Origin of the sequence: Rahnella perminowiae (assembly GCF_019049695.1) — a bacterium.
Taxonomy (GTDB): Bacteria; Pseudomonadota; Gammaproteobacteria; order Enterobacterales; family Enterobacteriaceae; genus Rahnella; species Rahnella perminowiae.
The window spans coordinates 1-21,925 of sequence record NZ_JAFMOT010000166.1 but is presented as its reverse complement, the minus strand read 5'-3'; the positions used below and the strand labels follow the sequence as shown (position 1 = coordinate 21,925).

The 21,925-nt window shown below is 50.0% G+C and carries 21 protein-coding genes; 16 read left to right on the top strand and 5 right to left on the bottom strand.

Features of this window, described 5'->3' with window-relative positions; all coding sequences use genetic code 11:
- Nucleotides 1-3: 3 nt before the first annotated feature.
- From bamA to J1781_RS07635, 13 genes are all read left to right on the top strand, one after another.
- The gene (gene bamA, locus J1781_RS07695) at nt 4-2,424 is read left to right on the top strand and encodes an outer membrane protein assembly factor BamA (protein ID WP_129954981.1); all 2,421 of its coding nucleotides are present in this window, start codon (nt 4-6) and stop codon (nt 2,422-2,424) included.
- A 152-nt stretch (nt 2,425-2,576) separates the two neighbouring features.
- On the top strand, nt 2,577-3,074 hold the full coding sequence (gene skp / locus J1781_RS07690) for a molecular chaperone Skp (RefSeq protein ID WP_129954982.1): 498 nt from the start codon (nt 2,577-2,579) through the stop codon (nt 3,072-3,074).
- A gap of 2 nt (nt 3,075-3,076) precedes the next feature.
- The gene (gene lpxD / locus J1781_RS07685; protein WP_217137769.1) at nt 3,077-4,099 is read left to right on the top strand and encodes a UDP-3-O-(3-hydroxymyristoyl)glucosamine N-acyltransferase; all 1,023 of its coding nucleotides are present in this window, start codon (nt 3,077-3,079) and stop codon (nt 4,097-4,099) included.
- A 147-nt stretch (nt 4,100-4,246) separates the two neighbouring features.
- On the top strand, nt 4,247-4,702 hold the full coding sequence (fabZ, locus tag J1781_RS07680; protein ID WP_095923207.1) for a 3-hydroxyacyl-ACP dehydratase FabZ: 456 nt from the start codon (nt 4,247-4,249) through the stop codon (nt 4,700-4,702).
- A gap of 3 nt (nt 4,703-4,705) precedes the next feature.
- Nucleotides 4,706-5,494 carry an acyl-ACP--UDP-N-acetylglucosamine O-acyltransferase gene (gene lpxA / locus J1781_RS07675; RefSeq protein WP_129954984.1) on the top strand — a complete coding sequence of 263 codons (789 nt, stop codon included), beginning with the start codon at nt 4,706-4,708 and terminating at the stop codon, nt 5,492-5,494.
- Nucleotides 5,495-5,512: 18 nt separating this feature from the next.
- Nucleotides 5,513-6,661: a lipid-A-disaccharide synthase gene (gene lpxB / locus J1781_RS07670; protein WP_217233408.1), complete on the top strand. Its 1,149-nt coding sequence runs from the start codon at nt 5,513-5,515 to the stop codon at nt 6,659-6,661.
- The gene (gene rnhB, locus J1781_RS07665; RefSeq protein WP_129954986.1) at nt 6,658-7,254 is read left to right on the top strand and encodes a ribonuclease HII; all 597 of its coding nucleotides are present in this window, start codon (nt 6,658-6,660) and stop codon (nt 7,252-7,254) included. Before lpxB ends, rnhB begins: the two co-directional genes overlap by 4 nt.
- Nucleotides 7,255-7,337: 83 nt before the next feature.
- Nucleotides 7,338-10,820 (top strand): DNA polymerase III subunit alpha, encoded by a 3,483-nt coding sequence (gene dnaE / locus J1781_RS07660; protein ID WP_217156945.1) that lies wholly within the window; start codon nt 7,338-7,340, stop codon nt 10,818-10,820.
- A gap of 12 nt (nt 10,821-10,832) precedes the next feature.
- Nucleotides 10,833-11,792, top strand: coding sequence for an acetyl-CoA carboxylase carboxyl transferase subunit alpha (accA, locus tag J1781_RS07655; protein WP_013574209.1), 960 nt, complete (start codon nt 10,833-10,835; stop codon nt 11,790-11,792).
- A gap of 189 nt (nt 11,793-11,981) precedes the next feature.
- Complete coding sequence (locus J1781_RS07650; RefSeq protein WP_129954988.1) at nt 11,982-14,129, top strand: lysine decarboxylase LdcC; 2,148 nt, start codon at nt 11,982-11,984, stop codon at nt 14,127-14,129.
- A gap of 86 nt (nt 14,130-14,215) precedes the next feature.
- Nucleotides 14,216-14,605, top strand: a complete 390-nt coding sequence (locus J1781_RS07645; protein WP_217220216.1) for a VOC family protein — start codon at nt 14,216-14,218, stop codon at nt 14,603-14,605.
- 7 nt (nt 14,606-14,612) lie between these two features.
- Complete coding sequence (tilS, locus tag J1781_RS07640; RefSeq protein WP_217233407.1) at nt 14,613-15,953, top strand: tRNA lysidine(34) synthetase TilS; 1,341 nt, start codon at nt 14,613-14,615, stop codon at nt 15,951-15,953.
- A 95-nt stretch (nt 15,954-16,048) separates the two neighbouring features.
- Entirely contained in the window at nt 16,049-16,336 is a 288-nt protein-coding gene (locus J1781_RS07635) for a c-type cytochrome (protein ID WP_238483488.1), read from the top strand.
- A 63-nt stretch (nt 16,337-16,399) separates the two neighbouring features.
- Here the strand turns inward: J1781_RS07635 and rof are convergent, their stop codons facing one another.
- Nucleotides 16,400-16,660, bottom strand: a complete 261-nt coding sequence (rof, locus tag J1781_RS07630) for a Rho-binding antiterminator (RefSeq protein ID WP_129992064.1) — start codon at nt 16,658-16,660, stop codon at nt 16,400-16,402.
- Complete coding sequence (locus tag J1781_RS07625; protein ID WP_129954993.1) at nt 16,647-16,847, bottom strand: YaeP family protein; 201 nt, start codon at nt 16,845-16,847, stop codon at nt 16,647-16,649. Before J1781_RS07625 ends, rof begins: the two co-directional genes overlap by 14 nt.
- 215 nt (nt 16,848-17,062) lie before the next feature.
- Between J1781_RS07625 and J1781_RS07620 the strand changes: the two genes are divergently transcribed.
- The 3 genes from J1781_RS07620 to nlpE all read left to right on the top strand — a co-directional run bounded on the left by J1781_RS07620 (nt 17,063) and on the right by nlpE (nt 18,782).
- On the top strand, nt 17,063-17,623 hold the full coding sequence (locus tag J1781_RS07620) for a YaeQ family protein (RefSeq protein WP_129992065.1): 561 nt from the start codon (nt 17,063-17,065) through the stop codon (nt 17,621-17,623).
- A gap of 5 nt (nt 17,624-17,628) precedes the next feature.
- Nucleotides 17,629-18,039 carry an alternative ribosome rescue aminoacyl-tRNA hydrolase ArfB gene (gene arfB, locus J1781_RS07615; RefSeq protein ID WP_129992066.1) on the top strand — a complete coding sequence of 137 codons (411 nt, stop codon included), beginning with the start codon at nt 17,629-17,631 and terminating at the stop codon, nt 18,037-18,039.
- 65 nt (nt 18,040-18,104) lie between these two features.
- On the top strand, nt 18,105-18,782 hold the full coding sequence (gene nlpE, locus J1781_RS07610) for an envelope stress response activation lipoprotein NlpE (RefSeq protein ID WP_129954996.1): 678 nt from the start codon (nt 18,105-18,107) through the stop codon (nt 18,780-18,782).
- Nucleotides 18,783-18,884: 102 nt separating this feature from the next.
- On the opposite strand, the gene proS is transcribed toward nlpE, so the two are convergent.
- The 3 genes from proS to rcsF form a co-directional block, all read right to left on the bottom strand.
- Nucleotides 18,885-20,603, bottom strand: a complete 1,719-nt coding sequence (proS, locus tag J1781_RS07605; protein ID WP_129992067.1) for a proline--tRNA ligase — start codon at nt 20,601-20,603, stop codon at nt 18,885-18,887.
- Between the two features lie 119 nt (nt 20,604-20,722).
- Complete coding sequence (tsaA, locus tag J1781_RS07600) at nt 20,723-21,430, bottom strand: tRNA (N6-threonylcarbamoyladenosine(37)-N6)-methyltransferase TrmO (protein WP_217233405.1); 708 nt, start codon at nt 21,428-21,430, stop codon at nt 20,723-20,725.
- The gene (gene rcsF / locus J1781_RS07595; RefSeq protein ID WP_129954999.1) at nt 21,427-21,834 is read right to left on the bottom strand and encodes an envelope stress sensor lipoprotein RcsF; all 408 of its coding nucleotides are present in this window, start codon (nt 21,832-21,834) and stop codon (nt 21,427-21,429) included. Before rcsF ends, tsaA begins: the two co-directional genes overlap by 4 nt.
- Nucleotides 21,835-21,925: the final 91 nt, after the last annotated feature.

Here is a 21,925-nt window from a genome sequence, read left to right as displayed (position 1 = left end):
ACGATGGCGATCAAAAAGTTGCTCATAGCGTCGCTGCTGTTTGGCAGCGCCACCGTATACGGTGCAGACGGTTTCGTAGTGAAAGATATTCATTTCGAAGGCCTGCAGCGAGTTGCCGTCGGTGCGGCGTTACTCAATATGCCGGTTCGCGTCGGTGATACGGTGACTGACGATGATATCAGTAATACCATCCGTGCTTTGTTTGCCACTGGCAACTTTGAGGACGTTCGTGTCCTGCGCGATGGTAATTCTCTGATTGTTCAGGTCAAAGAACGTCCAACCATTGCCAGCATTACTTTCTCCGGTAACAAATCGGTGAAAGATGACATGCTCAAGCAAAACCTGGAGGCCTCTGGCGTCCGTGTTGGCGAAGCTCTTGACCGTACAACCATCGGTAGCATCGAGAAAGGTCTCGAAGACTTCTATTACAGCGTCGGTAAATACAGTGCATCGGTAAAAGCGGTTGTGACCCCATTGCCACGTAACCGTGTTGATCTGAAGCTGGTCTTCACCGAAGGTGTTTCTGCGAAAATTCAGCAGATCAACATTGTGGGTAACCATGCCTTCACAACCGATGATTTGATTTCACGCTTCCAACTGCGTGATGAAGTGCCATGGTGGAACGTAGTCGGTGACCGTAAATATCAGAAACAAAAACTCGCGGGTGACCTTGAAACCTTGCGCAGTTTTTATCTGGATCGCGGTTATGCCCGTTTCAACATTGATTCGACTCAGGTCAGCCTGACGCCGGACAAAAAAGGCATCTATATTACGCTCAACATTACAGAAGGTGAGCAATACAAACTTTCTGGCGTTGAAGTAACGGGCAGCATGGCTGGTCACTCGGCAGAAGTTCAAAGCCTGACTAAAATTGATAAGGGCGAGTTGTATAACGGCGCCAAAGTCACCAAAATGGAAAACGACATTAAGCAGATGCTGGGTCGTTATGGCTATGCTTATCCTCGTGTGACGACTCAGCCAGAAATTAATGATGCAGACAAAACCGTCAAACTGCATATCAACGTTGATGCGGGAAACCGTTTCTACGTTCGTCATATCCGGTTTGAAGGCAATGACACCAGTAAGGACAGCGTACTTCGCCGTGAAATGCGTCAGATGGAAGGAGCCTGGTTGGGCAACGATCTGGTCGATAAAGGTAAAGAGCGTCTGAACCGTCTGGGCTACTTCGAAACCGTGGATGTAGATACACAGCGTGTTCCAGGTTCCCCTGATCAGGTTGATGTCGTCTACAAAGTGAAAGAACGTAACACGGGTAGCTTTAACTTTGGTGTGGGTTACGGTACTGAGAGTGGTGTCAGCTTCCAGGTAGGCGTCCAGCAGGATAACTGGCTGGGTACAGGTAATTCCGTTGGCATCAGCGGGACTAAAAATGACTACCAGACATATGCAGAATTCACTATCACTGACCCTTACTTCACGGTCGATGGTGTAAGTCTGGGCGGCCGCATCTTCTATAACGACTTTAAAGCAGATGATGCAGACCTCTCCAGCTATACCAACAGAAGTTACGGTATTGGCGGTAATCTTGGTTTCCCAATCAATGAGAACAACTCATTGCGGTTAGGGATAGATTACGTCCATAACGATCTGTCCAATATGGAGCCACAGATCGCCATGTTCCGTTATCTGAACTCTGTCGGGCTAAAACCGCCGGTGACCACCAGTGACAATGCGGATGCTGACTTCAGTGCGAATGACTTCTTTGCCAATCTCGGCTGGGGTTATAACAATCTCGACCGCGGCTACTTCCCGACATCCGGGACGAAAGCCAGCCTGAACGGTAAAGTGACTGTCCCTGGTTCTGATAACGAATACTACAAAATTACATTTGATTCAACCAGTTATATGCCACTGAATCAGGACCGTGATTGGGTGCTGATGGGCCGTGCGCGTGCAGGTTACGCAGATGGTCTTGGGGGTAAAGAAGTTCCGTTCTACGACAACTTCTATGCTGGCGGTTCAAGCAGTGTTCGTGGTTTCCAATCGAATACCATTGGTCCTAAAGCGGCATATTACAAGTGTACTACGGCTAATACGTCTTACAGTGGCTGTCCGATTGATAATTCAAACGACGCAGTTGGCGGTAACGCAATGGCAGTATTGAGTGCGGAATTGATTGTTCCTACTCCATTTGTTAGTGAGAAATACGCTAACTCATTGCGTACTTCCCTGTTCGTGGACAGCGGTACTGTGTGGGATACAGGTTGGGAAAATACGCCGCAGACATTGGCAGCTGGTGTTCCTGATTACAGTAAACCAGGTAATATTCGTGTTTCTTCAGGTCTTGCGTTGCAGTGGATGTCTCCACTTGGACCATTGGTGTTCTCCTACGCACAACCGGTCAAGAAATATGAAGGCGATAAGGCAGAACAGTTCCAGTTTAACATTGGTAAAACCTGGTAACGTTCTGTCAGGGCAGAAGTTGTTCAGCGGAATCGCAATGGCCTGATGAAAAATCTCATACACGGGTTTCGGCCCGTGTATTGTTTTCGTATCAGGTGTTTTGTGTAATTTAATGTGCCACATGGCACAACGGGTGATGGAAGGAGTTTATAGTGAAAAAGTGGTTATATGCCGCAGGCCTCGGTTTAGTTATGGCTTCTTCAGCTAGCGTTCAGGCTGCTGATAAAATTGCTATCGTTAACGTAGCAAGTATTTTCCAACAAATGCCTGCGCGTGAAGCTGTAGCAAAGCAACTGGAAAACGAGTTCAAAAGCCGTGCGACAGATTTGCAATCTCAGGAACGTGATCTGCAAACCAAAATGCAACGTCTGCAACGTGATGGCTCTACAATGAAAGCCAGTGAACGTTCTAAACTTGAAAAAGACGTGATGGCTCAGCGTGAAGCGTTCTCTGCTAAAGCGCAGCAATTCGATCAAGACAACCGTCGTCGTCAGGGCGAAGAACGTAACAAAATTCTGAGCCGTATTCAGGACGCTGTGAAAACTGTAGCAAGTAAAGAAGGTTATGACGTTGTTATCGATGCTAATGCCATTGCATATGCTGACAATAGCAAAGACATTACTGCTGATGTGCTGAAACAGGTTAAATAAACATGTCTTCAATTCGACTGGCTGATCTCGCACAGCAGTTGGATGCACAATTGCACGGTGATGGCGAAATTGCCATCACCGGCGTTGCTTCAATGCATTCCGCACACTCTGAGCAAATCACGTTTTTATCAAACAGCCGTTACCGTGAACAGTTGGCTTCCTGCAATGCAGGTGCCGTAGTGTTGACCGAAGCGGATCTGCCATTTTGCCCTACAGCGGCATTAGTGGTTAAAAACCCTTACCTGACGTACGCCCGGATGGCGCAATTGCTGGATACCACGCCAGCACCGGCACAGGATATCGCAGCGAGTGCGGTGATTTCAGACAGTGCAACACTAGGTAAGAATGTCTCGGTTGGCGCAAATGCAGTCATCGAATCAGGCGTTGCATTGGGTGACAACGTTGTCATCGGTGCAGGTTGCTTTATCGGTAAAGAGGCAAAAATCGGCGCAGGCACACGGTTGTGGGCCAATGTTTCTATTTATCACCGCGTTGAAATCGGTGAGCAGTGTCTGATTCAGTCAGGTACCGTGATCGGTGCTGATGGTTTTGGTTATGCCAACGATCGTGGCAACTGGGTCAAAATTCCACAGCTGGGTACTGTCATTATCGGTGACCGCGTTGAAATCGGTGCCTGTACCACGATTGACCGTGGTGCACTCGACGACACCATCATTAGCAATGGCGTTATCATTGATAACCAATGTCAGATTGCACACAACGTCGTGATTGGAGACAATACGGCAGTTGCTGGCGGTGTTATTATGGCCGGTAGCCTGAAAATTGGGCGCTACTGCCAGATCGGCGGAGCCAGTGTTATCAATGGTCACATGGAGATTTGTGATCAGGCTGTAGTGACGGGAATGGGAATGGTAATGCGACCAATCACTGAACCTGGGGTATACTCCTCCGGTATCCCATTACAGCCGAATAAAGTTTGGCGTAAGACGGCTGCATTGGTAATGAATATCGACGAGATGAATAAGCGCCTGAAAGCTGTCGAGCGTAAAATCGAAAAAGATTAATTACCACCTACGGTGCTGCTTTGTGTTCCCTTCGTTGAGTGAACCTGCGACATACGTTCCTATTTGCGGCCTGCCTGATGACCTTCTTTTAGGGTCTGGCAGGCCGTGTTATTGATGCCATCAGTTTTTATAGACAGGAAGAGTATTTTGACTACTGACACTCATACTCTGCGTATTGAAGAGATACTGGATTTACTGCCACACCGTTACCCGTTCTTGCTGGTTGATCGCGTGTTGGATTTTGAAAAAGGGAAATTTTTGCGCGCTGTGAAAAACGTTTCTTTTAATGAACCGTTCTTCCAGGGCCACTTTCCAGGCAAACCGATTTTCCCTGGCGTTTTGATTCTGGAAGCGATGGCTCAGGCTACTGGCATTCTGGCGTTTAAAAGCGTGGGAAAACTGGAGCCTGGCGAACTGTATTATTTTGCAGCAATCGACGATGCACGCTTTAAACGTCCGGTCTTGCCGGGTGACCAGATGGTTCTGGAAGTTGAATTCATTAAAGAGCGTCGTGGCGTTGCTCGTTTCAAAGGTGTCGCGAAAGTCGATGGTGAGATCGCTTGCGAGGCATCAATGATGTGCGCCCGTCGCCGGGAGTCTTAATACATGATTGATAATACCGCCTTTATTCATCCAAGCGCTATTGTTGAAGACGGTGCCATTATTGGTGCCGGAGTTCATATCGGTCCTTTCTGCTACGTGGGGTCTCAGGTAGAAATTGGTGAAGGTACCGAGCTTAAATCACACGTAGTTCTTAATGGCGTGACCAAAATTGGTCGCGATAACCGCATTTTTCAGTTTGTTTCTATTGGTGAAATTAACCAGGATCTGAAATATGCCGGTGAACCAACACGCGTTGAAGTTGGCGATCGCAACAATATTCGTGAGAGCGTTACCATTCATCGTGGTACTGTTCAGGGCGGTGGTCTGACAAAAGTGGGCAGTGATAACCTGTTGATGGTTAACGCACATATTGCCCATGATTGTGTCATTGGAAATCGCTGTATTTTGGCGAACAACGCGACCCTGGGTGGTCACGTTGAGGTGGATGATTTTGCGATCATTGGCGGTATGACGGCGGTACATCAGTTCTGTATTATCGGTGAGCATGTGATGGTTGGGGGATGTTCCGGGGTGGCTCAGGACGTTCCTCCGTTTGTCATTGCGCAAGGTAACCATGCGACACCTTTCGGCATCAATATCGAAGGGCTTAAGCGCCGTGGTTTCGAAAAAGCCGATCTGCATGCTATCCGTAATGCTTATAAGTTACTGTATCGCAGTGGTAAAACACTGGAAGAAGCACAACCGGAAATCGCTGCTATCGCGGCTGAATTCCCGAAAGCTAAACCATTCAGTGACTTCTTTGCGCGTTCAACGCGTGGCATTATTCGCTGATCTGCGCTACGGAAAACAATGCAAAAGCCTGTTCTGACAATTGGCCTGGTGGCCGGTGAAACGTCCGGTGATATTCTTGGCGCCGGGCTGATTCGAGCCTTGAAGAAGCATCATCCTGATACCCGTTTTGTTGGGGTCGCGGGTCCGCTGATGCAGGCGGAAGGATGCGAAGCCTGGTACGAAATGGAAGAACTGGCGGTGATGGGCGTGGTGGAAGTTCTTGAACGACTGCCACGTCTGTTGAAAATCCGCAAAGATCTGACCAAACGCTTTAGCGAGCTGAAGCCTGATGTATTTGTGGGCATCGATGCCCCGGATTTCAACATCACGCTGGAAGGGCGTTTGAAGCAGCGCGGTATCCGCACTATTCATTATGTCAGCCCGTCCGTCTGGGCCTGGCGCCAAAAGCGCGTTTTCAAAATCGGGAAAGCCACTGATCTGGTTTTGGCATTTCTGCCTTTTGAAAAAGCGTTTTATGACAAATTCAATGTTCCTTGTCGTTTCATTGGTCATACGATGGCCGATGCAATGCCGTTGCATCCGGACAAACAGGCTGCACGTTTGTCACTCGGTATTCCAGAGGATGTGCACTGTCTGGCGTTATTGCCGGGAAGCCGCCATGCAGAAGTAGAAATGCTCAGCGCGGATTTTCTGAAAACAGCCTTACAGCTGCGGCAAACCTATCCTGATTTACACATCGTAGTGCCGTTGGTCAATGCCAAACGTCGCGGGCAGTTTGAGCGAATTAAGGCTGAGATTGCGCCTGACTTACCTGCGCATTTACTGGATGGCAAAGGTCGGGAAGCGATGATTGCCAGTGATGCTGCTTTGCTGGCATCAGGAACAGCAGCGCTTGAATGTATGCTGGCCAAATGTCCGATGGTGGTGGGTTACCGTATGAAGCCTTTCACTTTCTGGCTGGCTGAGCGTCTGGTGAAAACGCCCTATGTTTCGTTGCCAAACTTGCTGGCACGACGGGAAATTGTCACCGAATTACTGCAAACTGAATGTGTGCCGGACAAGCTTTCCGCCGCCTTGCTGCCGTTACTGGCAGGGGGGGAGAAAAGTCAGGTACTGCGTGAGACATTCCTTGAATTACATGAAAGTATTCGTCGTGACGCAGATGAACAGGCTGCTCAGGCTGTCATGGAGCTGGCAAACCGATGAACGATGTATTTATCTATCCACAAGCCGTTTGTATCGCCGGCGTGGATGAAGTAGGGCGCGGCCCGTTAGTCGGTGCCGTTGTCACCGCTGCCGTGATTCTTGATCCCGCGAATCCGATTACCGGGCTGGCAGATTCAAAAAAACTCTCCGAAAAACGCCGCGAGGCGTTATATATCGAAATCAAAGAGAAAGCACTGGCCTGGAGTCTCGGGCGCGCTGAGCCTCATGAAATCGATGAACTGAATATTTTGCATGCCACCATGCTGGCCATGCAAAGAGCTGTTGCCGGTTTATGCATTACGCCTGATATGGTGCTGATTGATGGTAACCGTTGTCCTGCACTTCCGATGGCCTCCCAGGCGGTAGTAAAAGGGGACAGTAAAGTCGCTGAAATCAGCGCCGCTTCTATTCTGGCTAAAGTCACCCGCGACCGTGAAATGGTTGAACTGGATCTTCAGTTCCCCGAATATGGTTTTGCGAAGCACAAGGGCTATCCGACGCCGGTGCACCTTGAAAGTCTTGCCCGTCTTGGAGCCACTACACACCACCGCCGAAGTTTCTCTCCGGTGAAACGCGCGCTCGGGCTGGCATAACGTATCATTTGTCCCTGCCCGTTTTTATTGCTAAAAAAGACAGGCACACAAACCCTTAATTCACTCATTTCTGGACTCTGGATATGGCCGAACCTCGTTTTATTCATCTGCGTGTACATAGCGACTATTCCATGGTGGATGGGCTTGCGAAGGTAGGCCCGCTGGTGAAATGCGCAGCGTCACTCGGCATGCCTGCTCTGGCGATTACCGATTTCACTAACTTGTGCGGACTGGTTAAGTTTTACGGCGCGGCACACGGCGCGGGCATAAAACCGATTATCGGTGCAGATGTGAATGTCCAAAGCGAAATCCTGGGTGATGAACTGGCACAGCTGACGGTTCTGGCGATGAATAATCAGGGCTACCAGAACCTGACGTTATTAATTTCCAGAGCGTATCAGCGCGGTTACGGCGCCGCCGGCCCGATCGTTGATCTCGAATGGCTGGCAGAACTGAATGAAGGTCTGATCCTGCTCTCCGGCGCGAGAATGGGTGATGTCGGTAAGTTTCTGACCCGCGGAAATGATCTGCAAGTCAGCCAGTGCCTGGATTTCTATCAGCAGTATTTCCCCGATCGCTATTATCTCGAATTGATCCGCACCGGCCGTGCAGACGAAGAAAACTATCTGCATGCGGCAGTCGCCCTGGCGACCGAACGTGGTTTGCCAGTAGTGGCAACCAACGATGTACGCTTTATGGTGCCGGGTGATTTTGATGCTCATGAGATTCGTGTCGCGATCCACGATGGCTTTACGCTCGATGATCCTAAACGTCCGCGAAATTACACATCTCAGCAATATATGCGCAGTGAAGATGAGATGTGCGAGTTGTTTGAGGATGTGCCTGAAGCGCTGCAAAACAGTGTGGAAATCGCCAAACGTTGTAATGTGACCATCCGTCTGGGTGAGTATTTTCTGCCGCAGTTCCCGACCGGTGATATGACCACCGAAGATTTTCTGGTCGAAAAATCAAAAATCGGACTGGAAGAACGCCTTGAGTTTTTATTCCCGGATCCGCAAGTGCGCGCACAAAGACGCCCTGAATATGATGAGCGTCTGGACATCGAACTTAAAGTTATTAACCAGATGGGTTTCCCCGGTTACTTCCTGATCGTAATGGAATTCATCCAGTGGTCGAAAGACAACAGCGTGCCTGTCGGGCCGGGGCGTGGTTCCGGTGCAGGTTCTCTCGTGGCGTATGCCCTGAAAATCACCGATCTGGATCCGCTCGAGTTTGACCTGCTGTTCGAACGTTTCCTTAATCCTGAACGTGTTTCCATGCCCGACTTTGACGTCGACTTCTGTATGGAAAAACGCGACCGTGTCATCGATCATGTGTCAGAAATGTATGGCCGCGAAGCGGTCTCGCAGATCATCACTTTCGGTACGATGGCGGCCAAAGCGGTAATCCGCGATGTGGGCCGGGTTCTGGGTCATCCTTATGGTTTCGTTGACCGCATTTCCAAACTGGTGCCCCCTGATCCTGGGATGACGCTTGAAAAAGCATTTGCCGCTGAGCCGCAATTACCAGAGATCTACGAAGCTGACGAAGAAGTTAAGTCGCTTATCGACATGGCGCGTCAGCTTGAAGGTGTCACCCGTAACGCCGGTAAACATGCCGGTGGTGTGGTGATTGCGCCCACCAAAATTACCGACTTTGCGCCACTGTATTGCGATGCCGAAGGTAACCATCCGGTCACGCAGTTCGATAAAAATGACGTGGAATACGCAGGACTGGTGAAATTCGACTTCCTCGGCCTGCGCACGCTGACCATCATCGACTGGGCACTGGAGATGATCAACGCCCGCCGGGCGAAAGCCGGTGAGGCACCGCTGGACATTGCGGCCATCCCGCTGGATGACAAAAAAAGCTTCGACATGCTGCAACGCTCGGAAACCACGGCGGTATTCCAGCTTGAATCACGTGGTATGAAGGATTTGATCAAACGTCTGAAGCCTGACAGCTTTGAAGATATGATCGCACTGGTGGCGCTGTTCCGCCCGGGCCCGTTGCAGTCCGGCATGGTGGATAACTTTATTGACCGCAAACACGGTCGCGAAGAGATTTCCTACCCGGATATCCAGTGGCAGCATGAATCGCTGAAACCTGTGCTGGAGCCGACCTACGGCATTATCCTGTATCAGGAACAGGTTATGCAGATTGCGCAGGTTCTGGCCGGTTACTCACTGGGTGGCGCGGACATGCTCCGCCGTGCGATGGGTAAGAAAAACCCGGTGGAGATGGCCAAACAGCGTGGTGGCTTTGAAGAAGGGGCCAAATCTCGCGGTATTGACGGCGAACTGGCGATTAAAATCTTCGATCTGGTAGAGAAATTTGCCGGTTACGGTTTTAACAAATCTCACTCAGCGGCTTATGCTTTAGTGTCGTATCAGACGCTGTGGCTGAAAGCGCACTATCCGGCGGAATTCATGGCAGCGGTAATGACGGCTGATATGGATAACACCGAAAAGGTGGTCGGACTGGTGGATGAATGCTGGCGTATGGGGCTGAAAATTTTGCCGCCTGATATCAACAGCGGCCTTTATCATTTCCACGTCAACGATGAAGGCGAAATTGTTTACGGCATCGGCGCGATTAAAGGCGTGGGTGAAGGCCCGATTGAAGCCATTATTGAAGCGCGTAACGAAGGTGGCTATTTCAAAGAACTGTTTGATCTTTGCGCGCGTGCTGACGTCAAAAAGCTTAATAAACGTATCCTCGAAAAGCTGATTATGTCCGGGGCGTTTGACCGTCTGGGACCCCATCGTGCCGCGCTGATGAGTTCCTTAAGCGACGCACTGAAAGCCGCAGATCAACATGCTAAAGCTGAGGCAATTGGTCAGGTTGATATGTTTGGTGTGCTGGCAGAAGCACCTGAGCAGGTTGAGAAATCTTACGCGAATGTAATGCCATGGCCGGAACAAACGGTTCTGGATGGCGAACGTGAGACGCTCGGTCTGTATCTGACCGGCCATCCTATTACCCAATATTTGAAAGAAATTGAACGTTATGGCGGTGGCCAGCGTTTGAAAGATATGCACCCGACGGAACGGGGCAAAATGACCGTCGCGGTCGGGCTTGTCCTTGCTGCACGCGTGATGGTCACCAAACGGGGTAACCGTATTGGGATCTGTACACTTGACGACCGTTCCGGTCGTCTTGAAGTCATGTTGTTCACTGAAGCATTGGAAAAATTCCAGCATTTATTGGAAAAAGACCGTATCCTTATCGCCACAGGACAGGTCAGCTTTGATGACTTCAGTGGCGGGCTTAAAATGATGGCCCGCGATATAATGGACATCAGTGAAGCACGGGAAAAATATGCTCGCGGTCTTGCTATCTCGCTGACTGACAGGCAAATTGATGACCAGCTTTTGAACCGTCTCCGCCAATCGTTGGAACCTCATCGATCGGGGACGATACCAGTGCATCTGTATTACCAACGAGAAAACGCAAGAGCCCGGCTACGATTCGGGGCGTCATGGCGTGTTACGCCAACGGACAAACTATTGCTGGATTTGCGAGGCCTGGTCGGTACAGAGCAGGTGGAACTGGAATTTGACTAAAATAGGAATGCTATGAGTCTGAATTTTCTTGATTTTGAACAGCCGATTGCGGAACTGGAAGCGAAAATTGACTCGCTGACTGCAGTCAGCCGTCAAGACGAAAAATTAGATATTAATCTGGACGAAGAAGTTGCACGCTTGCGCGAGAAAAGCGTTGAACTGACTCGTAAGATTTTCTCTGATCTGGGTGCCTGGCAAATTGCCCAACTGGCACGCCATCCTCGTCGCCCTTATACGCTCGATTACATCAAACATATCTTCACTGATTTTGATGAACTGGCGGGTGATCGTGCATTCGCAGACGATAAAGCTATCGTTGGCGGTATCGCCCGTTTGGGTGAACGTGCTGTGATGATCATTGGTCATCAGAAAGGCCGTGAAACGAAAGAGAAAATTCGTCGTAACTTCGGTATGCCCGCTCCCGAGGGGTATCGCAAAGCGTTACGTCTGATGGAAATGGCTGAGCGTTTCAAACTGCCAATTATCACCTTTATCGACACGCCGGGTGCATATCCGGGCGTGGGTGCTGAAGAACGTGGTCAGTCTGAAGCGATCGCCCGTAACCTGCGCGAAATGTCTCGTCTGAACGTCCCGGTTATCTGTACCGTTATTGGTGAGGGCGGTTCCGGTGGCGCACTGGCTATCGGCGTGGGCGATAAAGTTAACATGCTGCAATACAGCACCTATTCGGTTATCTCACCGGAAGGTTGTGCGTCAATTCTGTGGAAGAGCGCGGATAAAGCCCCTCTTGCTGCGGAAGCGATGGGCATCATTGCACCGCGTCTGAAAGAACTGAAACTGATCGACTCCGTTATCCCTGAACCATTGGGCGGCGCTCACCGTAACGTAGAAGCAATGGCGGCTTCCCTGCGTGCACAGCTGGAAGCTGACCTCAGTGATCTTGATGTTCTGAGTACAGAAGAACTGCGTAACCGTCGTTATCAGCGTCTGATGACTTACGGCTACTGCTGATCTTGTTCGTTATTTCAAAAGGCCACGCAAAGCGTGGCCTTTTTTATTGTCCGTTTTCATCGCTGGATCTTTCCAGCATTCTTAAATATTCCTCCATTCACTGTAAACGCATCGGTAAAGGGTACACAGCAGGTACTAACCGTGTTTCTATAATTACCTGAGAGAATAAACAACAGAAGGATTTGTCAGATGAATATTATCGCTATCATGCGCCCGGAAGGGGCTTACTACAAAGACGAGCCGATCCGTGAACTGGATAGTGCGCTGACGCTTCTTGGTTTTCAGGTCATTTATCCACGTGACCGCGCAGATCTGCTCAAACTCATCGAAAATAATGCCCGTATTTGCGGCGCAATTTTTGACTGGGATCAGCACAGTGAAGAGCTGTGTACAGCCATTAATGAGCTGAATGAATATCTGCCGCTGTACGCTTTCATCAATACGCATTCAACGCTTGATGTGGACGTTAATGAAATGCGTATGGTGCTCTATTTCTTTGAATATGCCCTGAGTGCGGCTGAGGATATTGCCAAACGCATCCGCCAGTACACTGATGAATACATCGATACCATTACGCCACCGCTGACTAAAGCGCTATTTACATATGTTGAAGAAGGGAAATATACTTTTTGTACGCCCGGCCATATGGCCGGTACAGCGTTTTTAAAAAGCCCTGTCGGAACGTTGTTCTATGATTTCTTCGGGGCCAAAACACTGAAAGCCGATGTGTCGATTTCTGTGACGGAGCTTGGCTCCCTGCTTGACCACACGGGGCCGCATCTCGAGGCGGAGGAATATATCGCCCGCACTTTCGGTGCCGAGCAAAGTTATATCGTTACTAATGGCACTTCAACAGCCAATAAAATCGTCGGAATGTATGCGGCACCGGCGGGCAGTACGGTACTGATTGACCGCAACTGTCATAAATCGCTCGCCCATCTGATGATGATGACCAATATCGTACCGGTTTATTTGCGGCCCAATCGCAACGCGTATGGCATTCTTGGCGGAATTCCTAAGCGTGAATTCACCCGCGAAAGTATCGAAGAGAAAATTGCGCAGACCGCGGGCGCTACCTGGCCTGTCCACGCCGTGATCACTAACTCTACCTACGACGGCTTGCTGTACAACACAGATTACATCAAAAGCACACTGGATGTTCCGTCGATTCATTTCGATTCCGCATGGGTGCCATACACTAATTTTCATCCGATTTATGACGGTAAAAGCGGAATGAGCGGCGAGCGCATTCCGGGGAAAGTCATTTACGAAACACAATCAACGCACAAACTACTGGCAGCTTTCTCGCAGGCCTCAATGATTCACATTAAGGGCGATTACAATGAAAGTACCTTTAATGAAGCTTATATGATGCACACTACAACATCGCCTAATTACGGTATTGTGGCTTCCGCAGAAACGGCCGCCGCGATGTTGCGTGGTAATCCAGGACGACGTCTCATTAACCGTTCGGTTGAACGTGCACTACATTTCCGTAAAGAGATCCAGCGGTTACGCGAAGAAACTGAGGGTTGGTTCTTTGATATCTGGCAGCCTGAGCATATTGATGAGGCCGAGTGCTGGCCATTGAATCCTGATCAGAACTGGCATGGTTTTGCGCACGCAGATGCCGATCATATGTTTCTGGATCCGATCAAAGTGACGATCCTGACACCAGGCATGGATGAAACAGGTAAGCTGGAAGAGGAGGGGATCCCGGCGGCGCTGGTAGCTAAATTCCTGGATGAACGTGGGGTAGTTGTTGAAAAAACAGGCCCGTACAATCTGCTTTTCCTGTTCAGTATCGGCATTGATAAAACCAAATCTATGAGTCTGATGCGCGGCCTGACGGATTTTAAGCGCAGTTATGATCTTAACCTGCGCATTAAAAATATGCTGCCGGATTTATATGCGGAAGATCCTGATTTTTATCGCAATATGCGTATTCAGGATCTGGCGCAAGGGATCCATAAACTGATTGTTCGTCACGATTTGCCACGCTTAATGCTGGAGGCGTTTGATGTGCTGCCGGAAATGAAAATGACGCCCTACGAAATGTTCCAGCATCAGGTTCGTGGCCATGTTGATGAATGCGACATTGACGAACTGGTCGGCAAAGTATCAGCAAACATGATCCTGCCTTATCCGCCGGGAGTACCGGTGGTGATGCCGGGAGAGGTGATCACGGAAGAAAGCCGCGCCGTGCTCGATTTCCTGATCATGCTTTGCTCGATAGGCGAGCGTTATCCCGGCTTTGAAACCGATATTCATGGAACGCGGCTCACAGAAGACGGACGATATCTGGTCAAAGTCTTAAAGCTTCCGGAAGCCAGCTAGCAAACTGCCCTCTTCAGGAGGGCTTTTTATTGACGTGTCCGGATGCGCTGAGTAACGTGCAGATCATAAATCAACAGGACATGACTATGCTTAACCTTCGCCAGATCCACCACATCGCCATCATTGGCGCTGATTATCAGGCCAGCAAACACTTCTATTGTGACATTCTCGGGTTCACGTTGCTGGGTGAGTTTTACCGTGAGGAACGCGATTCCTGGAAAGCCGATCTTGCGCTCCAGGGTCAATACACCATTGAGCTATTCAGCTTCCCGCATCCACCCGCCCGGCCAAGTCATCCTGAGGCATGCGGATTACGTCATCTGGCGTTCAGCGTTGAAAATATTGACCAGTCCGTTTCCGCACTTACCGAAGCGGGTATTATCTGTGAGCCCGTGAGAACCGATCCTCACACCGGTAAAAAATTCACTTTCTTCAACGATCCTGATGGCTTGCCGCTGGAACTGTACGAAGCCTGATAATCTTATGAATTCAAAACCGGCGACATTTCTTTTACAACACCTGCACAATAAAATCGGTGATGCACGAAAACTTTGCGTGGCGTTCAGTGGCGGGCTGGATTCTTCCGTGCTGCTCGCTGGCCTGGCAGAATTACGCGACAAAGCGTTGCCGGAGATCAGGCTGCGTGCATTGCATATCCATCACGGATTAAGCCGGTTTGCTGATGACTGGGTCGCGCACTGCCAGACATTTTGTCTGCAGCGAGATATCCCTTTCTCCGTGATTAAAGTGCAGGTCAATGCGCAGGATGGTGGGATCGAAGCGGCGGCACGAACGGCACGCTATCAGGCATTCTCTGAAAGCCTGACGGCCGGTGAAGTGCTACTGACAGCACAGCACCTGAATGACCAATGCGAAACCTTTATGCTGGCGCTTAAACGCGGGAGCGGGCCTGCTGGTCTCTCGGCGATGAGCGCGGACAGTTCGGCTCAGGGATATCGTTTGTTACGGCCTTTACTTGATCTAAGTCGTAACCAGCTTGAGGCTTACGCCACGCAGCATCAGCTTGCCTGGATCGAAGACGACAGCAACCGGGATGCACGCTTTGATCGTAACTTTTTGCGGCTGGATATTTTGCCTGATCTTTATGCCCGCTGGCCTCACTTTGCTCAGGCTACAGCCCGTAGCGCGTTACTTTGCGCAGAGCAGGAAGCGTTGCTGGATGAATTACTCAGTGAATCTTTGAAAACACTCACTGACCAGCAAGGCAGTTTGTCGGTAGACGGGCTGAGACATGTCTCGGCGGTGAGGCGCTCTGCGTTATTACGACGCTGGCTGGGAGCATGTGGCGCAAGAATGCCTTCGCGTGAGCAATTGCAGAGAATATGGGACGAAGTCGCTTTAAGTCGCGAAGATGCGCAGGCGCAGTTAGTGCTGGGGAAAATGATGGTCCGGCGTTTCCGTCAGCGTCTGTATGTATTGCCGGAACGCCAGCCTCTTAAAGATCAGATCCTCTGTTGGGATCCGGCCGAAAAACTGGAGCTGCCAGACGGTCTGGGTTGTCTGATTGCGGATCATGTTCTTACCGCGCAGACGGCTGATTGTTTGATCCGCCAGCCACGTGCTGATGAAAAGATCACTGTGCGATTTCAGGTACAGGGAATTATCGAAAAGGTCGGGCGGGATCGTGCCCGTCAGGCAAAAAAATTGTGGTCTGAATTAGGTGTACCGCCATGGGAGCGGGATCGTATTCCTTTGATTTATTATAATGATCAACTGATGGCTGCACCGGGTTGGTTTACTACCCGCCAGTCTCTTACTGAAAATAACGAAGCGTTATGGCGGATCGTCTGGTCAGCTGCGTAATAAACAAAAGAGCACTTTATTGGGGCTGTGGTCATTTGCCTGAGGGAATAGTGATGCAAGTCGGGGAAAGAACGGTGGCAGGAATCGCGCTGTTAATGTTAATCGCTTCACCTGCTCTGGCGGGCGGAAACGTGACTGACGGGCAATCTAAATCAGCCAGTTGTGCGGCATGTCACGGTGCAACGGGTAAAGCCGTTAATTCGATTTACCCTAATCTTGCCGGTCAAAATGCTGATTATCTGGCGCTGTCACTGCACGCGTACAAAAAAGGCGAGAGAAGTGGCGGGCAGGCGGGAATTATGCAGGCTTTTAGTTCATCATTATCTGATCAGGATATCAGTGACCTGGCGGCATATTACGCCAGTCTGACGCCACTGAAATAAAGCGGCTAAATGCAAACGGGCAATCCTGAGATTGCCCGTGAGTTAAATTGACGATCGTTATCGCTATTCAGCGCTGACGACAACGGTGCCAATTTCCGGGTGGCTAAAGCTTTCAATGTGATCCAGACGAAGATCCCGTTGTTCGCCGTTGACCTCAACCACCAGATATTCCACTTTTTTACGCATTAACAGATCGTTGGCTTTTGCCTCAACGACTTCTCCGCTACGCATCTTCAGCGTCAAAACCAGATGATGCTGGCAGGCGAGCTCAAGATTATCGTAGTCATCACAATTGATGGGTTGGTACTCATCATTCATCGACATAATCGCTCACCAATAAGTTAGCGGCGGCGTAGGCCGCCTGATCCCTAACGGAAGACGGAAGGTCAGCATTCGCTGCGACTTCGTCCAATGCTTTCAATACACAGCCCAATGCATCGGGCACATATCCGAGATCGCCGCTGGCGATTTCAGAATATTTACGGCGTACCAACTCACAGTATCGTTGCATAAGTTCTCCCTAAAAAGCGTATCCCTCTGAGGAAAGCGCAGAAAGATAAGCTCTCAGTATTTACCGACTATAGCACAGGAGAGTGTGAGTTATTAGCAGGCCTGTAAAGGTAAATCGTTTGTGTAAAACCATTATTGAGGATGACCATCGGGGGAAAACTGGTCGCGGCAGGATGCTTTCAAGTACACTGTGCGTCTATTATCAAGGGGTTTACCATGGCGTTAAAAGCAACCATTTATAAAGCAGCGGTCAACATCGCTGATATGGATCGTAATTTCTTTCATGACGCCAGCCTGACTCTGGCACAGCATCCTTCCGAAACAGAACAGCGCATGATGCTGCGCCTGCTGGCATGGATTTATCATGCTGACGAACGACTGACTTTTACCCGCGGATTAAGTGCAGAGGACGAACCCGAAATCTGGCGTAAGAATGATCACAATGGCATCGAACTGTGGGTCGAATTAGGACTACCCGATGAGAAGCGTCTGAAAAAAGCCTGTAACCAATCGCGCGAAGTCGTGCTTTACGCGTATGGTGAGCGTGCGGCAAAAGTCTGGTGGTCACAAATGGAGGGGAAAGTCAGAGGTTTTGAGAACCTGCGTATCCGTTATTTAGAAGATGAGTTGCTCAATCAGTTGACCGCTTTTGGCAACCGTACCATGAACTTACAGGCGACTTTGCAGGACGGAACTATTTGGCTTTCTGATGCTCAGAGTAATTTAGAAATTCATTTTTCTGAATGGAAAGAGTCTGTTGTTAAAGAAGCAAGGTAATCAGTGTGTTAATTCTTTCCGGAAAACTGGAAATACCCGACAGCGAAATCGAATTAACCGCGATTCGCGCTCAGGGTAACGGCGGCCAGAACGTCAATAAAACATCAACGGCCATCCATTTGCGCTTTGATATTAAAGCGTCGAGTTTGCCAGAATACTATAAAGAGCGGTTACTGGCGTTTAATCATCATTCTGTTACTGCCGACGGCTGGGTCATTATCAAGGCTCAGGAATACCGGAGTCAGGAGATGAATCGTGAAGCGGCTTTGACCCGGCTGGGAGCATTGATTTCCCAGGCGATGGTGATAGAAAAAACGCGTCGTGCGACGAAACCAACCCGCGGGTCTAAAATTCGCCGGGTAGAAAGTAAGGTTCGCAAGGGTGCGACGAAAGCATTACGGGGCAAAATACGTTAGCCCTAAATTCGTGTTGCAGGACAATTTTTATCGCAGCACCAGGAAAAAGCAGTAGGGGAGAAACTGTGAAAAAAATCATTATTAGTGCAGTGCTGGCGCTCGGGGCGTTATCATTGTTCGGTTGTCATACTGCCGCCTTCAATCATGAAAAACCTTTGCAGGCTATGCAGCAGAGTTACAGCGGCGTATTGCCGTGTGCTGATTGCAGTGGTTTGAAGACGTCGTTATTCCTGCAACAGGATGGTACTTACATTCTTCAGGAGGAATATCAGGGCAGCAAAGAGGGCGATCAGGTATTTGCCAGTTATGGACGCTGGGCACGGACTGCCGACAAATTGGTGCTGACTGGCAACAAGGGTGATAAACGTTATTTCCATCCGAAAGATGAAAATCTGGAAATGCTGGACATGAGCGGTGAGCCTATAACTTCTCAGTTCAACTATACATTGAAGCCGGTGCAGCAACATTTGCCTCAGACGCCGATGGCAATGAATGGAATGATGCAATACAGCGCAGACGTTGCCTCGTTTAAAGATTGTGTGACCGGTAAAGTGTTCCCGATGTCGGCAAACCAGTCACTGGAAGAAGGCTACCTTACGGCACGCAAAGCACCGAATCAGCTGGTCTTCCTTTCTATGGATGGCCATTTCATGACGGAACCGTCAATGGAAGAAGGGCAGATGCAGAACGCTGTCGTGGCAGATAAAAATGTCAAATTTGACGCCACGAAGTCCTGCCCTTAATAGCGCACACCGTTTTTTAATAACGCAAGCCTGGCTCAACAGCATCAATAAAAATGCCCGCTTAAGCGGGCATTTTTTATGGCAAACAATTGTTATCCGATCTTAACGCGGGATCTGACTCAGCAGATATTCAATGATATCGCTTTGTTTGATCATCTGCTTTTCGCCGGTGCGACGGTTTTTGTATTCCAGCTCTTCTGCATCCAGATTACGATCACCAATCACCACCTGATGCGGCACACCGATCAGTTCCATATCTGCAAACATGACGCCCGGACGTTCTTTACGATCGTCGAGGATCACATCGATACCGTGTGAACGCAGTTCTTTATACAACGCCTCTGCCGCATCTTTCACGCGGAAGGATTTGTGCATGTTCATTGGCAAAATAGCGACCTGGAACGGAGCGATAGCATCCGGCCAGATAATGCCACGGTCATCATGGTTCTGTTCAATCGCCGCAGCGACCACGCGGGTCACGCCGATACCGTAACAACCCATGGTCATTACCTGATTACGGCCATCTTCGCCCTGAACGGTCGCATTCATCGCTTCTGAATATTTAGTTCCGAGCTGGAAGATATGACCGACTTCGATACCGCGTTTGATAACTAAAGTACCCTGGCCATCCGGACTTGGATCACCAGCAACGACGTTACGGATATCGGCAACTTCTGGCAGCGCAACATCACGATCCCAGTTAATACCAAAGTAATGCTGACCATCGATGTTAGCACCTGCGCTAAAATCGCTCATGGCGGCGACGGAACGGTCAGCAACAACTGGCATCGGCAAGTTCACCGGACCCAGTGAACCCGGACCAGCAGCAACGATTTCACGAATTTCAGCTTCCGTTGCGAAAGTCAGTGGTACAGCAACTTGTGGTAATTTTTCCGCTTTGATTTCGTTCAGCTCATGATCACCACGAACCAGCAGCGCCACCAGTTTATGGCCACTTTCCGCTGTTGCGTGAACCATCAGCGTTTTCACGGTTTTCTCAACCGGCACCTGGAACTGTTCAGTCAGTTCAGCGATGGTTTTGGCATTGGGTGTTTCAACAACACGCATTGCTTCGGTTGCTGCAGCGCGCGGAGTCGCCGGAGCCAGCGCTTCAGCGAACTCAATGTTAGCCGCGAAATCCGAAGAGTCCGAGAACACGACATCATCTTCGCCGCTTTGTGCCAGGACCTGGAATTCATGAGATGCGCTGCCGCCGATAGAACCGGTATCCGCCATCACGGCACGGAAATCTAGGCCCATGCGGTTGAAGATCTGGCTGTAGGCTGCGTACATTGCATCGTAAGTTTCCTGCAGAGATTCCTGTGTTGTGTGGAACGAGTAGGCATCTTTCATCAGGAATTCACGGGAACGCATCACACCAAAGCGCGGACGAACTTCGTCACGGAATTTGGTCTGGATCTGGAAGAAGTTCAGTGGCAATTGCTTGTACGAACTGACTTCATTACGGATCAAATCAGTGATGACTTCTTCATGGGTCGGGCCCAGAACAAATGGACGATCGCCACGGTCAACAAAACGCAACAACTCCGGACCGTATTGTTCCCAACGTCCGCTCTCCTGCCATAAATCGGCGGGCTGAACTACCGGCATCGACACTTCAATGGCGTTCGCGTTGTTCATTTCTTCGCGTACGATGTTTTCAACTTTCTTGAGAACGCGTAAGCCGGTCGGCATCCAGGTATACAAGCCTGAGGCCAGTTTACGAATCATTCCCGCGCGCAGCATCAGCTGGTGGCTGATAACTTCTGCGTCGGCTGGCGTCTCTTTCAGAGTAGAGAGCAGATATTGAGTAGTACGCATGATGTTGTTGGTTCCGTTAGCACTGCAAATTGCAATCGGGCTGCCATGAGCAGCCAAAACGTGAAAAGTGGTTTAGTTTACCAGCGAGTTGCTATTGTCAAAAGAGACGCAGAGGAAATTTAGTTTTTGTCGAGAGACAATACCTGATTCACTGAGCCTGAGACCCGCCAGCGGACGTTAAACTCCAGCAAGCGAACGGCATAATCGCGCTCTGCGGCTTCACCCTTGCGATAAGCCGGGCGGGGATCTTGCCCTAAAACCTGCGTGATGAATCGACGCAGATGCGGGTATTGATGCGTATGTTGGGTAATTTGCTGTTCTGCCTGAGGTAAAAATTCGACCGGCATATTGGCATCGGGGGCGTGCTGGGCAAAACCTGCGCGTGCATCAGGATGGCTTTCTGCAAAAGGAAGGTAAGGCTTGATGTCCACGACAGGCGTGCCGTCTACTAAATCCAGACTGCCAAGCTGCAGAATGACATCCTGGCCCTGACAGCGGATCCCTTTCAGTTCAATCAGAGACATTCCGAGCGGGTTCGGCCGGAAAGTTGAACGGGTGGCGAATACACCGGTACGCGCGTTACCGCCCAAACGTGGCGGGCGGACCGTCGGACGCCAGCCGCCTTCCATCGTCTGATGAAAAATAAACATCACCCATAAATGACTGAACCCTTCCAGCCCGCGGACGGCTTCAGGCTGGTTATAAGGTGCATGCAGATGTAATTCGCCGCCACCGTCCTGAATCAATCCGGGCTGGCGCGGAACAGCAAACTTCTCTTTATAGGGCGAGTGAATGGTCCCTATTTGCTCAAAAGAAAATGAGGTCATTTAAACGTGACGTTCAGGGCAGAACCCTGACAAATTGCCTGCTGGAAACAGCCAGGTACGCCGCTGATAATCTGGCACTGATGCAACAACACGGCATTGGCTTTCATATAGGATGCGCGGGTCAGCATTCTCTTCCGTGCCGCAGCCAGGCTTGGTGGCGTATCATTTTGAGCACTCTGGCAAGATTCGCCGGAGACTTCGCCAAGATCACGGAACGGGGTTCCAACTAAAGCTTCTGCATCTTTATAGAGCTTTACAGGAGCGGGGCGCACTGGTGCCGGCTTGGGTTTGACAGGTTTTGGTTCTTCTTTAACAACAGGCGCAGGGGGTGTTGGCTGTGTGTGTTGAGTCAGGGAACAACCCGCCAGCAAAAGTGCCGACAAACAGAGAGGTAAAGCACGCATGGTATATCCTCTGCTTTTTAATATGTTTACAGGAAAGAATGTGGCGTTATTGAACCAAGGTATTGAGGAAATAACAAGGCGGGCATATGCC